We start from the raw sequence: 13,792 nt of genomic DNA on the forward strand, positions 1-13,792 counted from the left end.
AGCAAAACCTGCCGAGTGTATGCCTTTTAAAAAGTTTTGCCAATATTGAACGAGAAGATCTCTGTTTCATCGCCTTCGTATTCTTTAATCGGCCATGCCAAGCTAAATACCATTGGGCCCATAGGAGACAGCCACTGTAAGCTTACCCCCCATGACGCTCTAATACGCGCAGGATCGCTGTAGTCCTGTAACTTATCAAACTGATCCGCAGGCAGGGTGATATAGGAGTTATAGTCAAACTCGGTATCCCAGACGTTACCCGCATCGACGAAGAAGCTGGTACGAACAGAGTTAGTGTAGGCCTCATCCAAGAATGGCGTTGGCACAATCAGCTCCATACTGGCGGTTGCAATCGCGTTACCGCCGATTGAACGGCCAGAATTCACACTTACAACGTTGGGATCACCTGGGTAATTACATCCCTCACCCGATGGATCAGGAGCGCAAGGTTCAGTATCTCGACCTATATAAAATGAACGAGGTCCGACTGAGTTAGACTTAAAGCCACGCAGTGAAGTACTCCCACCTGAGTAATAGTTTTCCCAGAATGGCAAGATTTGGTCATTATCATTAAACTGACCATAACCGTTGCCATAACCTAAACGACCGCGAGCTAACAGCACAAAACTGTGGCTGCGATTAATAGGGAAATAATAGTTAGTATCGAAGTCAGTCTTAAAGTACTGCAGATCTGAGCCAGGAACGGTCATCTTACCGCTTAAACGCTGTGAAGAACCGTCCGTTGGAAATGTGCCACGGTTAAGCGTACTACGGTACCAGCCTAAGCTCAGCTCGAAGTTATCGAAACTTAAATCGGCATTCGGGTCATCATCACGGTAGATATTGTAAAAACGTAGTGCCTGTTCGTAGGTGGAGATTTCTGAAATCGTGTTATGACGATAGCCAATACCACCATTGATACGGTTGTATTCGTTAATTGGGAAGCCTGAGTTTAAGGCCACGCCGTAGGAGCTGTTTTTATAGCGTTCAAGGTTAGCCTCATTCGCATCGAACTCGTTCCAATAAACGCTGCCACCTAAGCTCACACCATCTTTGGTCCAGTATGGATCGGTGTAAGATAAGTTAACGTTCTTAGAATACTTGTTGGTGCTTAAACTCACGCCCGCTTGGTTACCAGTACCGAGGAAGTTATTCTGCTGCACACCAAACTGCAGGCTTAAGCCTGATTCAGTACCATAACCCACACCGGCGTTGAATGAGCCAGATGGCTGCTCTTTTACCTTCACAGCCACATCGACTAAATCGTCGGTACCTGGCACTTGAATGGTTTCAGTGTCAACGGTTTCGAAGAAGCCTAAACGGTTTAGACGGGCTTTAGATTGCTCAACTTGCGCCGAGTTTAACCAAGCCCCTTCCATCTGACGCAGCTCGCGGCGCATCACTTCGTCTTTAGTAACAGTGTTACCAGTGAAGTTAACCGAACGCACATACACACGTTTACCCGGTTTGATATTGATGTTTAAGGTCACTTCCTTAGTCTTATCATCAATTTCAGGGTAGGTTTTCACTTCAGGATAGGCGTAACCGAAACGGCCTAAATACTTGCTGTACATCTCTTCGGTGAAGGTGACATCACCGCCGTTGTACATATCGCCCGCTTTGATCGGCAGAATCGATTTCATTAACTCTTCACGGCCCATTAAGTCGCCAGTGAGGTTAACGTCTTTAACCTTGTACTTCTCACCTTCGTTCACGTTGATGGTGATATACAAACCTTTGCGGTCAGGCGTCATTGCAACTTGAGTCGAGGTGACTTCAAAGCGGATATAACCTTTATTGTGATAATAGGTTTTGATGGTCTCGAGGTCAGCCTGTAGCTTTTGCTTCTGATAGCGACGCTCACCAAACAGGTCCCACCATGCCACGTAGTCTTTTAGTTCTAACATGCCGATAAGCTCAGCATCGGTGAACTCTTTATTACCGACCACGTTAATTTGGCGAATTTCAGCCGCTAAGCCTTCGGTGAACTTGAATTTTAGTTCGACACGGTTACGGGGTAAGTTAATCACCTGCGCTTCGACTTTCGCGCCGTATTTACCCACACCGTAGTAGAAGTCCTGTAACCCCTTCTCGATGCCCGTCAGCATAGTACGGTCTAAGGACTCGCCGACTTTCACGCCTGAGCCGTCCAGACTTTCCTGTAACTGCTCATCTTTAATATCTTTGTTGCCCTCAAAGGTCACTGCACTGATCGTTGGCCGCTCAGTGACTTTGACAATCAACACCCCACCATCATGACTGACTGAGATATTCTCAAAGTTAGTCGATGCATACAGGCTTTTAATGGCTTGCTGAATTTTTAACTGGTCAACAGTGTCACCCACTTTCACAGGTAAGCTTAACAAGGCAGCACCCAGTGCGACTCGCTGCAAACCTTCAACTTGGATGTCGGTCACTTCAAAGGGTTGGAAAGTATCCGCCAACACAGTCCCTGAAAACGACGCACCGACGAATAACATCGAGGCAAAAAGTTTATTCAATCTCATAGAGCACTTCTAATTATTAGTCTGTCCTTGCTCAGAGTCGGGCAAAGTCATTGAAGAGCGCGATGCTCATCAACATCAGCAGCAGTGCTGCCCCAAATCTGAATCCTATTTCCTGCACCTTTTCAGATACAGGTTTACCAGTGATTACCTCAACGAAGTAATACAGCAGGTGTCCTCCATCGAGCACAGGCAATGGCAGCAGGTTAATGATGCCTAAATTGACACTGATAAGCGCGAGGAAACCGAGAAAGTAAACCAAGCCATAGTTTGCACTATTGCCCGCACCCTGTGCGATTGAGATAGGTCCACTTAAGTTTTTCACTGACACATCGCCAGTAAATAATTTGCCAATCATCTTAAAGCTCACTGCAACAAGTTGCCATGTTTTATCGACAGCGATTGTCAAAGAATCAATTGGGCCATATTCGAGCTGTAGGCGCATATTCTCAGGCCATTGTGCCTGAGTCGGGCTCACCCCAAGCACGCCTACTTCTTTGCCATCGCTATTTTTAACACTCGCTGGTGTCACTGAGATAGCAAACTGCTCGCCAGCTCTGCGCACCGTTAACTCCACTGGCACATTGGCAGAATGCTGAATAATGTCAACAAAAGCTTGCCAATCGGTATAATTTTGCCCATTGATGGCAACCAAGGTATCACCGACTTTAAGCTCACTCTTGGCCGCCGCACTGTCTTCACTGATGAGCGCAATTTGTGGCTCAATCGCAGGGCGGTACACGCCCAGGCCCAACGCCGTAATGGGCGACTCTTTTTCTGGGTCGAAACGCCACTGACGCGTATCTAGAGTGTAAGTGCGAGCAGTGGTATCTAAGCCCTGCAAGCCATTAAGCGGCGCGAGGGAGACGGTTAAGCTGTCATCGCCGATATGGCCCACAAGCGCTAAATTCACTTCTTCCCAATTGCGCACCGGCTGGCCTGAAATCGCCGTCACTTGCATTGGCTCGTTCACTTGGATTTGCGCCGCCGCCGTGCCAGGTGTGGTCGAGGTAATCACGGGCTTGAGCGATGGCACACCAATTAAGTACATAAAATACAGCGCGATAATCGCAAAGATAAAGTTTGCAATCGGACCTGCGGCCACAATCGCAATCCGTTGCCAAACAGTTTTACGGTTAAAGGCTTGATCCTTTAACTCATCAGGTACGTCTTCTACTCGCTCGTCAAGCATTTTGACATAGCCACCCAGCGGGATCATGGCGACCACATACTCAGTACCATCTTGGCCGACTTTGCGCCAAATCGCCTTACCAAAACCAATCGAAAAACGTTCAACCTTCACGCCACAGCGGCGTGCGACATAGAAATGGCCATATTCGTGGGCGGTGATCAACAGCCCAAGCGCGACGATAAACGAACCTAAGTTCCACAAAAAATCTAACATTCCACTCCTTATGTCCTCGTTAAATCCACTTTCCCTGCATCTAGTGAGGATTAAGCAAATTTCGCTAACTGTTCACGGGCATAAATCCGCGTTTGTGCATCGAGGGCGATAATATCTTCGATGCTGGTCATTGCACGTTTAGGCACAGACGATAAACAGGCTTCGTTCACCTTGGCGATATGGGTAAAACTAATCTGCCCCTGTAAAAACGCTTCAACGGCAATCTCATTGGCGGCATTGAGTACCGTTGTCGCTTCTTGGCCTTGGGCACAAGCGGCAATCGCTAATGCTAAACAGGGAAAACGGTTAAAGTCTGGTTCACAAAAGCTTAACTGTCCGACTTTGAAAAAATCCAAAGGTTCAACGCCAGAGCTAATTCTTTGTGGATAGGACATACAATGCGCAATCGGTGTACGCATGTCCGGATTACCCATTTGCGCGATAACGCTGCCATCACGGTATTGCACCATGGAATGGATAACGCTCTGCGGATGAATAACCACCTTTAATTGATCTTTTTGGGTATTAAACAACCAACGCGCTTCAATAAATTCCAAGCCCTTATTCATCATAGTGGCAGAATCGACCGAAATTTTCGGTCCCATTGACCAATTAGGATGTTTACAGGCCTGCGCGGGCGTCATCGACGCAAGGCTTGCAAGCTCGGCGGTCAAAAATGGGCCACCAGAGCCTGTCAGCAAAATATGGGAAATCCCAGAAGAGGTTAAGTCACAGCGGCCTAAATTGGCCTGCACTTCTTCGGGTAAACATTGAAAGATGGCATTGTGCTCACTATCTACTGGCAGCAAAGTAGCGCCCGAAGCTTTAATCGCCTCAATAAACAGCTCGCCAGACATCACCAGCGCCTCTTTATTGGCAAGCAGTACCCGCTTACCGGCCTTCACTGCGGCGAGTGTGGGCACTAGGCCTGCGGCGCCGACAATTGCCGCCATCACAGTATCCACTTCAGAGGCCGTGACTAAGGCGATGAGTTCATCCTCGCCACTGCTGACTTGGATATTAAGCTCAGGGGGAAGCTGTACTTGCAGCGCTAACGCGGCCTGACTATCGACCATATGGGCGACTTTGGGGCGATGGGTCAAACACAGAGCAAGCATCTTATCGACACTCGCATTCGCCACTAAAGCGTATACACGATAGGCTGTAGGATTGGCCGAAATCACACTCAAAGTGCTGGCACCAATCGAACCTGTCGCGCCCAAAATCACCATATTTTGCATAGCTTTACATCCAAAATGCAATGTAGATTAAGGTAAACACCGGCAAGGCTGCGGTTAGGCTGTCGATGCGGTCGAGGACACCACCATGCCCAGGCAAAATCGTGCCCGAGTCTTTGATACACGCAGCACGCTTAAACATACTCTCAGATAAGTCACCAAGGGCCGAAATCAGTGCCACGAAAATCGTCACCGCGACTACTAAGCCTAACTCCTGCTCGGGCGAAATATACATAACGCCCGCCACAACGATTAACGTGGTCACTAGGCCGCCGAGCAAACCTTCTAAGGTTTTGGCTGGGCTGACTGCGGGCATAAGCTTGGTCTTACCTATGGCTTTACCGACAAAATAAGCACCTGAATCTGTTGCCCAGACAATCAGCATCACCAGTAATACCAGAGAACCACCGTAATAAGGCGATATTTGCGAGCTAATGGATTTGAGTGCAATCAGCGCTACAAAACAAGGCACTAAGGTGAGTTGTCCAAACATGGACTTTAACATCGGACTCTTTTGCCACAGCTTGGCACTCTTAGGATAAGTCACCACCAACAACAGCGACACCATCCACCATAATGACCCGATGGCAATCACGGCAAGATAGATAGGATGAATTTGTCCCCTAAGCCAAATGGTGTCGGCGGGACCAATTAAATTCAAAGCGATAAGTAAAATACCGACGGTGCACGTAAAACTCCATTGCGTGACATCACATTGACTATCGATGATCCTGCCCCACTCCTTAGCGGCGATCAGAAACACGGCCACTAAGGCCCAAGCAAAGTACTCTACGGGGAGTAAAAAGATCGCTCCCAAAACTAATGGAATTAACCAAATTGCTGTTATTATACGTTGTTTTAGCAAAAAAAAATCCCTCATGACGTTTTACAATGCGCGCATCTCATCAATTTGACTTCCAGTCAAACCAAAGCGGCGCTGGCGACTGGCAAAAGTGGCAATCGCTTCATGAAAAGCCTGTTCATCGAAATCAGGCCAAAGGGTGTCCAAAAACACCAATTCAGCATAGGCAGCCTGCCAGAGCACAAAATTGCTGATCCGGTAATCCCCACCCGTACGGATCATTAAATCAACTTCACTCTGATTTTGCATGCATAAATGTTCACTCAAGGCTTCTTCGGTGAACTGACTGCTGGTCATTTCACCAGTTTCCACCTTTTCAGCTAACTTTTGTGCAGCTTGCAGTATGTCCCAACGACCACCGTAATTGGCCGCCACATTCAATATCAATCCAGTGTTGCCTGCAGTTTTTTCTTCTGCGGCACGAATTTGTTTTTGTAACCGCACAGAAAAACGGCTGATATCGCCGATAATATTCAGTTTGACCTGGTTTTTATCGAGCAACTTAATTTCCCGTTGCAACACAGTAAAAAACAGTTCCATCAGCAAGCTGACCTCTTTATCGGGTCTACGCCAATTCTCGCTGGAAAACGCAAATAGCGTCAGCGATTGTATCCCTAACTGACTGGCCGCGCTCACAGCACGTCTCACCGCCTTTACGCCGGCTTTATGCCCCATCACTCGTGGTTTGCCCTGGGTTTGAGCCCAACGTCCATTACCATCCATAATAATCGCAACATGTTTAGGTAATGACTGTTTTACGAGTTCGGGTAATACCTCCGGTAAGCTTGTCTGAGCGCAAGCATCCTGCTCAGTCGACCTAGATTGCGGATCAAATTCCACTGTGGATGACATCTATTACAACCCTTTAAAATAGACAAACGCCGTGTAGTATACCCCTACACGGCGTAGCAACTCTAGCTTATAGCGCCTGAGATTAGACTTCCATCAACTCAATTTCTTTGGCCGCTAAGATCTCATCAACCTTCTTAATATGAGCATCGGTGAACTTTTGCACTTCGTCTTCAAAGCGGCGAACATCATCTTCAGTACATTCTTTGGCTTTTTCGAGCTTCTTCACATCAGAAATCGCGTCACGACGTACGTTACGAATCGCCACACGACCGCCTTCAGCTTCTGCACGAACGACTTTGATGAAGTCTTTACGACGTTCTTCAGTCAGTGCTGGTAATGGAATACGTAAAGTCGCGCCAGCTGACATTGGGTTTAAGCCAAGGTCTGAGCTCATGATCGCTTTCTCAACCGCTTGGATTGCACTACGGTCAAACACTGTGACAGACAGGGTACGCGCATCTTCAATGCCCACGTTGGCCACTTGGTTGAGCGGTGTCATAGTGCCGTAGTAAGACACTTGGATAGAGTCCAATAAGCTTGGGTGTGCACGACCAGTACGTACTTTCGCCATTTGGTTTTTAGTCGCTTCTACGCATTTACCCATGCGCTCTTGCGCATCTTTTTTAATATCTGCAATCACGTTAAATGTCCTTCTTGGTCATTAAATAACTTATTTCGCTTTGATCAATGTGCCTTCTTCTTCACCCATGACCACGCGGCGCAGTGCACCAGGTTTGTTCATGTTGAATACTAGGATTGGCATGTCATGATCACGCGCCATAGTAAAGGCTGCTAAGTCCATTACTTTTAATTCTTTGTCCAGTACTTCAGTGTACGTTAAATCATCGTACTTCACTGCTTCTGGATTTTTCATCGGGTCGTCAGAATAAACGCCGTCTACTTTAGTGCCTTTTAGCACGACTTCTGCTTCGATTTCAATGCCGCGTAAGCAAGCAGCAGAATCGGTAGTGCAGAATGGGTTACCAGTACCCGCAGCAAAAATCACTACACGTCCTGATTTTAATAAGCTGATAGCCTCAGCCCAATTGTAGTCGTCACACACCCCTTTTAACGGGATTGCCGACATCAGACGAGCATTAACATAGGCACGGTGCAGGGCATCACGCATGGCCAAGCCGTTCATAACCGTTGCCAGCATACCCATGTGATCGCCCACCACACGATTCATGCCAGCTTTTGCTAGGCCTTCACCGCGAAATAGATTACCACCACCAATGACCACACCCACCTGAATGCCTAACTCTACCAGCTCTTTCACTTCTTGAGCCATGCGATCTAACACTTTAGGGTCGATGCCGAAGCCTTCGTCGCCCATCAGTGCCTCGCCACTTAATTTTAGAAGAATGCGTCTAAATGCAGGTTTTGGATTGGTGCTCATAATTTTTATATCCTGGTCATAACAAGACCGCAGCCATTGCTGCGGTCTTGGGGGTATTTAGCGTTGGCGATTAAGCCTTTTTAGAAGCGGCGATTTGAGCAGCAACTTCAGCTGCGAAATCTTCTTCTTTCTTCTCAATACCTTCACCCACTTCTAAACGAATGAAGTTAGTGACTTTAGCGCCTTTCTCTTTCAAGAATTCGCCAACAGTTTTCTTTGGTTCCATGATGTAAGCTTGACCAGTCAGAGAGATCTCGCCGGTGAACTTCTTCATACGACCAACAACCATTTTCTCTGCGATTTCAGCAGGCTTGCCTTCATTCATAGAGATTTCGATTTGCAGAGCTTGTTCACGAGCTACTACGTCAGCTGGAACGTCTTCTGGGTTAACGTATTCTGGCTTAGAAGCAGCAACGTGCATTGCTAAGTGCTTCAGAGTTTCCTCATCCGCTTCACCAGTTACTACAACACCAATACGCTCACCGTGACGGTAAGAAGCTAATTGAGTGCCGTCGATGTACTCAACGCGACGAACGTTGATGTTTTCACCGATTTTAGCAACTAGAGCAACACGAGCTTCTTCGAATTGGGCTTTTAAGTCTTCTAAAGACACTTTAGACGCTGCAGCAACGTCTAAAACAGCGTTAGCAAAACCTAAGAAGTTCGCATCTTTAGCAACGAAGTCAGTTTGGCAGTTTACTTCTAACAGTACTGCGAAACCTTCACCGTTTTTGATCAGGATAGTACCGTCAGCAGCGATGTTACCTGCTTTCTTAGCAGCTTTAGCAGCACCAGACTTACGCATGTTGTCAATTGCTAACTCCATGTCGCCGTTTGTTTCTTCTAACGCTTTTTTACAATCCATCATGCCTGCGCCAGTACGCTCGCGCAGTTCTTTAACTTGGGCAGCAGAAATTGCCATTGTTAAATCCTCTCTAAAAATTCGACTAATTTGCAGATATAAAACAGGGGCCGAATGGCCCCTGTTAACCAATCAAAATCTTGGTTAATAAGGGTGATGAGACTCATCCCGCCTTATTATTATTCGGCTTCTACGAAACCGTCTTGCTCAGCTTGAACAGCTAAATCTTGACCACGGCCAGCGTTAGCAGCTGCAGCAACAGAAGTAGTGTACAGGCGAATAGCGCGCATTGCGTCGTCGTTACCAGGAACGATGTAGTTAACACCGTCTGGAGCAGAGTTAGTATCAACAACTGCAACAACAGGGATACCCAGGTTGTTAGCTTCTTTAATAGCGATATGCTCGTGGTCAGCGCCGATAACGAATAATACGTCTGGCAGGCCGCCCATGTTCTTAATACCGCCTAAAGATTTTTCCAGCTTTTCAAGCTCACGAGTACGCATCAGCGCTTCTTGCTTGGTCAGCTTGTCGAAAGTACCGTCTACTGATTGGCTTTCCAGTTCTTTCAGACGCTTGATTGACTGACGAACGGTTTTCCAGTTAGTCAGCATACCGCCTAACCAGCGGTGATCAACATAGTACTGATCGCAAGAAATTGCAGCTTCTTTGATCGCTTCGCCAGCAGCACGTTTAGTACCAACGAATAATACTTTACCTTTCTTTGATGCAACGTTGCTGATGAAAGCCAGTGCTTCATTGAACATTGGCACAGTATGCTCTAGGTTGATGATGTGAACGCCGTTGCGAGCACCGAAAATGAATGGCTTCATTTTTGGGTTCCAGTAACGGGTTTGGTGACCAAAGTGGACACCGGCCTGGAGCATATCGCGCATTGAAACTGTAGTCATTTCTATTACCTTAAAATTTAGGGGGTTAGACCTCCACGTATCCCATGTCTTCGACCCCGCAGTTAACAGCTGAGGGCACCCCGAAGAATGTGTCGACACGTGTGCGATTTAGTATTTAGATAAATTGCCATGTATAATGGCCGCCATCTTTAGTTTTGCTATCGCCCAAAAGCAGATAAAGCTGAGCTTGGGTAATTCATCAAGACTTAAACATAACGGCGCGCTTTATACCATAAATAGCCCTAAAGCACAAATTTTTGCATCGGGTGGATGGCGCCAATAGACATCGAAGACACAAGAGAAAACGCAATGAGTATAGTCATTAAGACAGCAGAAGAAATCGAGAAAATGCGCGCAGCGGGTAAGCTGGCCGCACAAGTATTAGAAATGATCGCCCCCTATGTTAAGGCCGGCGTGAGCACTAATGAACTAAACGATATCTGCGCCCAATATACCGAAGAGCAAGGCGCGATTTCTGCCCCGCTCAACTACCATGGTTTTCCTAAGTCGATTTGTACTTCGTTAAACAACGTTATTTGCCATGGTATTCCGAGTGACCGCGTTCTCAAGGATGGCGATATTCTCAATATCGATATCACAGTCATTAAAGACGGTTACCACGGCGATACCTCTAAAATGTTCTTAATCGGTGAAGTCAGCCCTAAGGACAAGCGCCTGTGCCGTATCGCGCAGGAGAGTTTATACCTCGCCATTCGTAAGGTTCGCCCGGGGTTAAAACTGGGAGAAATCGGCAATACTATCGAAAAATTCATCAAAGCCAGCAAAACAGGTCTTGAGAAATATTCCATCGTGCAAGATTATTGTGGTCACGGTATTGGTGCTGGTTTCCATGAAGAGCCACAAGTCATGCACTACCGTAATGGCGATAACACCATTTTACGCCCTGGCATGTGTTTTACCATTGAGCCGATGATCAACGCCGGTCGCCACACCACAGTGTTAGACCGTGACGATAAGTGGACTGTCACCACCTCCGATGGTAAAAACTCTGCCCAATGGGAACACACATTATTAGTGACCGAAACTGGTGTAGAAGTCCTGACTCTGCGTGATGAGGAAGACTTCCCGCGTATCATTAATCATTAAGCAACATACTTAGTACGTTAGGACTCAGAGGATAACTGAACACCTAACTCATCCAAACAAGGGACTCGATGAATACAGCTCTGCTAGCTAAACAATCATTAATCGAACAGAATCAAACGCTTTTAGCAAGATTCAAGGCCAAAACCCCGATTGAAGAGCTAGTGACGCAGCGCTGTCAGTTCGTCGATTCCCTCGTCAAACAGGCCTGGCAACAGCACGGTCTGGATCAATATCCCATCGCCTTGATTGCCGTTGGCGGCTATGGTCGCGGCGAGTTACATCCGCACTCGGATGTCGATTTATTATTCCTGTTCGAAGGCGAGTTATCGCAGGCGGCTGAAACCGCACTGAGCGAGTTTATCGCCTTTTTATGGGACGCCAGCCTCGAGATTGGTCACAGTGTTCGCACCCTCAGCGATACCCTAAATCTGGGTCGAGAAGACATCACCATCGCCACTAACCTGCTCGAGGCTCGGTTACTCTCAGGCCCAGAATCCCTGTTCGATCAACTCTATGACGCCATCCGCCAGAGCGACTTTTGGACGTCGAGCCAGTTCTTTATCGCCAAACGTGATGAACAAACGGCCCGCCATGCCAAGGCGAGCGCCTTCGATCTTGAGCCCAACATCAAAAGTTGCCCCGGCGGCCTGCGGGACATTCAAACCATCGCCTGGGTTGCCATGCGCCACTTTGGCGCCTCACGCTTAGAGGAACTGGTTCAATACGAATTTTTACAACCCGCCGAATTAGAAGAGCTGCTCGAGTGTCAGCATTTTCTGTGGAAGCTGCGCTTTGCCCTGCATATGGCGGTCGGGCGCGATGAAAATCGCCTGCTGTTCGATGTTCAGCGCCAAGTAGCCGAACTGATGGGCTATGAAGACGCCACTCAACTCGCCGTTGAGCAGATGATGAAACGCTACTATCGCACGGTGCGCCGCGTGATGGAGCTGAACGAAATGCTGCTGCAACTGTTTAAGCGGGCGACACTGGGCCAAACCAAGGCCTTAGAAATTCAAGCGATTGACAATAACTATCAACGCCGCGGTGCCTTTATCGAGGCCCTAAGGGACGATTTATTCGATAGCGGCGAAGAAATTGTACGCCTCTTTGTCCATGTCGCTAAAAACTCCAATATTAAAGGCATTTATGCGCCGACACTGAGATCGCTAAGACGCGCACGCCGAGCGCAGCTGCAACCCTTGCAGGAAAATCCTCAGTGCCGCCAAGCCTTTATGGAAATCTTAAAGCATCCTCGTGGCATCGCGGCCTTATCGCTGATGCATAAACACGGGGTGCTGTCGGCCTATTTGCCCGCATGGCGCAATATCGAAGGCCAAATGCAGTTTGACCTGTTCCATGCCTATACGGTGGATGAACACACCCACAGATTGCTGCTCAACATCGAGCGCTTCTCACAGCCGGAGCAGAAGGAAGAGTTTCCTTTAGGCTCAGTGCTTATCAATCAGTTACCGAAAAAAGGTTTGTTGGTACTTGGCGCAATTTTCCATGATATTGCCAAGGGACGCGGCGGCGATCACAGCAAGCTTGGCTCAAGCGATGCCCTCGCCTTCTGTAAGCTCCATGGCTTGAACGACCACGATGGCCGCTTAGTCGCTTGGCTGGTCGAAAATCACTTAGTGATGTCGGTAACCGCTCAGCGCCGCGATATTTCCGATCCCGATGTGGTGGCCGACTTTGCCAGCAAGGTACGCGATGCGGTGCATTTAAGTTATTTATATTGCCTAACCGTCGCCGATATCTGCGCCACCAACGAGAAGACTTGGAACAACTGGAAAGGCTCACTGCTGCGTGACTTATATTTCTCTACCCAAAGGGTGCTGGCACGGGGGAAAGAAAAACCCGTCGATATCCGCGCGCGAGTACGGGAATATCAAGCCAAAGCCAAGAAAGACCTGCTTCGCCGTGGCGTAAAAGAAAAAGATTTAGATACCCTCTGGCAACGCTTTAAGGCCGACTACTTTTTGCGCCACCAGCCGAATCAGGTTGCTTGGCATGCCGAAGCCATCCTTAAGCATAAACAGCTAGATGAGCCGCTGGTGCTGGTGTCCAAACACACGACACGCGGCGGCACTGAACTCTTTGTCTACTGTCAGGACAGGCCTAAGCTGTTCGCCACAGTGATGGCGGTGCTCGATAATAAAAACATCAACGTCCACGACGCTAACATTATGACATCGAAGGATAATTACGCCCTAGACACCTTCGTTATCCTCGAGCAAGACGGCGCGCCCGTGAGCCAACTCTCGCGCATTCAGAGTATCCGTAAGGCCCTTGAAAAGGCGCTTGCGAGCGATAACCCTAAGCTACCGCGCTTTAGAAAGCTGTCACGCAAGATGAAACCTTTTAATGTTCCCACTCAGGTGAGTTTCCTTGAGAGTAACCGTCATGGTACAAGTATGATGGAACTCATCGCCTTGGATACGCCGGGATTATTAGCTAAAGTGGGCGATATTTTTTATCGCTGCAACACGACCTTGCTGGCCGCCAAAATCACCACCATTGGCGAGCGAGCCGAAGACTTTTTTATTTTGCAAACCAATGATGGCTTGCAACTCAATGAAACCCAAGAGAATACGCTCAAGGAAGCCTTGATTAGCGCGCTGAGCGCCATCAACACAGAGTCCACCAATTAAC

General features: G+C 47.9%; 11 protein-coding genes. 2 read left to right on the forward strand and 9 right to left on the reverse strand.

Translation table 11 applies throughout. The features are described from left to right. Positions 1-26: 26 nt before the first annotated feature. From bamA to rpsB, 9 genes are all read right to left on the reverse strand, one after another. On the reverse strand, positions 27-2,507 hold the full coding sequence (bamA, locus tag ACK5NH_RS00645; RefSeq protein ID WP_416917364.1) for an outer membrane protein assembly factor BamA: 2,481 nt from the start codon (positions 2,505-2,507) through the stop codon (positions 27-29). A gap of 31 nt (positions 2,508-2,538) precedes the next feature. Next, on the reverse strand, positions 2,539-3,909 hold the full coding sequence (gene rseP / locus ACK5NH_RS00650; RefSeq protein ID WP_416917365.1) for a sigma E protease regulator RseP: 1,371 nt from the start codon (positions 3,907-3,909) through the stop codon (positions 2,539-2,541). A 50-nt stretch (positions 3,910-3,959) separates the two neighbouring features. Continuing rightward, complete coding sequence (gene ispC / locus ACK5NH_RS00655) at positions 3,960-5,150, reverse strand: 1-deoxy-D-xylulose-5-phosphate reductoisomerase (protein ID WP_416917366.1); 1,191 nt, start codon at positions 5,148-5,150, stop codon at positions 3,960-3,962. Between the two features lie 4 nt (positions 5,151-5,154). Further along, a complete protein-coding gene (locus ACK5NH_RS00660; RefSeq protein ID WP_416917367.1) occupies positions 5,155-6,012 on the reverse strand; it encodes a phosphatidate cytidylyltransferase in 858 nt (285 codons plus the stop codon). A gap of 21 nt (positions 6,013-6,033) precedes the next feature. Next, positions 6,034-6,861, reverse strand: a complete 828-nt coding sequence (gene uppS / locus ACK5NH_RS00665) for a polyprenyl diphosphate synthase (RefSeq protein ID WP_416917368.1) — start codon at positions 6,859-6,861, stop codon at positions 6,034-6,036. An 82-nt stretch (positions 6,862-6,943) separates the two neighbouring features. Next, positions 6,944-7,501: a ribosome recycling factor gene (gene frr, locus ACK5NH_RS00670; RefSeq protein WP_011623390.1), complete on the reverse strand. Its 558-nt coding sequence runs from the start codon at positions 7,499-7,501 to the stop codon at positions 6,944-6,946. A gap of 30 nt (positions 7,502-7,531) precedes the next feature. After that, positions 7,532-8,260, reverse strand: coding sequence for a UMP kinase (gene pyrH, locus ACK5NH_RS00675; protein WP_109285354.1), 729 nt, complete (start codon positions 8,258-8,260; stop codon positions 7,532-7,534). 70 nt (positions 8,261-8,330) lie between these two features. Next, entirely contained in the window at positions 8,331-9,182 is an 852-nt protein-coding gene (gene tsf / locus ACK5NH_RS00680; RefSeq protein WP_011623392.1) for a translation elongation factor Ts, read from the reverse strand. A gap of 119 nt (positions 9,183-9,301) precedes the next feature. Further along, positions 9,302-10,030, reverse strand: a complete 729-nt coding sequence (gene rpsB / locus ACK5NH_RS00685; protein ID WP_416917369.1) for a 30S ribosomal protein S2 — start codon at positions 10,028-10,030, stop codon at positions 9,302-9,304. A 309-nt stretch (positions 10,031-10,339) separates the two neighbouring features. Between rpsB and map the strand changes: the two genes are divergently transcribed. Together map and glnD are read left to right on the forward strand one after the other, a co-directional pair. Beyond that, on the forward strand, positions 10,340-11,137 hold the full coding sequence (gene map, locus ACK5NH_RS00690) for a type I methionyl aminopeptidase (protein WP_416917370.1): 798 nt from the start codon (positions 10,340-10,342) through the stop codon (positions 11,135-11,137). Between the two features lie 68 nt (positions 11,138-11,205). Next, positions 11,206-13,791 (forward strand): bifunctional uridylyltransferase/uridylyl-removing protein GlnD, encoded by a 2,586-nt coding sequence (gene glnD, locus ACK5NH_RS00695; protein WP_416917371.1) that lies wholly within the window; start codon positions 11,206-11,208, stop codon positions 13,789-13,791. Position 13,792: the final 1 nt, after the last annotated feature.

The sequence above is a fragment of the Shewanella sp. genome, assembly GCF_047975355.1.
GTDB lineage: Bacteria > Pseudomonadota > Gammaproteobacteria > Enterobacterales > Shewanellaceae > Shewanella.

Excerpts from the sequence above, each read along its gene's own strand:
- bamA (WP_416917364.1), bottom strand. The coding sequence starts at position 2,507 with ATGAGATTGAATAAACTTTTTGCCTCGATGTTATTCGTCGGTGCGTCG.
- rseP (WP_416917365.1), bottom strand. The coding sequence starts at position 3,909 with ATGTTAGATTTTTTGTGGAACTTAGGTTCGTTTATCGTCGCGCTTGGG.
- ispC (WP_416917366.1), bottom strand. The coding sequence starts at position 5,150 with ATGCAAAATATGGTGATTTTGGGCGCGACAGGTTCGATTGGTGCCAGC.
- uppS (WP_416917368.1), bottom strand. The coding sequence starts at position 6,861 with ATGTCATCCACAGTGGAATTTGATCCGCAATCTAGGTCGACTGAGCAG.
- pyrH (WP_109285354.1), bottom strand. The coding sequence starts at position 8,260 with ATGAGCACCAATCCAAAACCTGCATTTAGACGCATTCTTCTAAAATTA.
- tsf (WP_011623392.1), bottom strand. The coding sequence starts at position 9,182 with ATGGCAATTTCTGCTGCCCAAGTTAAAGAACTGCGCGAGCGTACTGGC.
- rpsB (WP_416917369.1), bottom strand. The coding sequence starts at position 10,030 with ATGACTACAGTTTCAATGCGCGATATGCTCCAGGCCGGTGTCCACTTT.
- map (WP_416917370.1), top strand. The coding sequence starts at position 10,340 with ATGAGTATAGTCATTAAGACAGCAGAAGAAATCGAGAAAATGCGCGCA.
- glnD (WP_416917371.1), top strand. The coding sequence starts at position 11,206 with ATGAATACAGCTCTGCTAGCTAAACAATCATTAATCGAACAGAATCAA.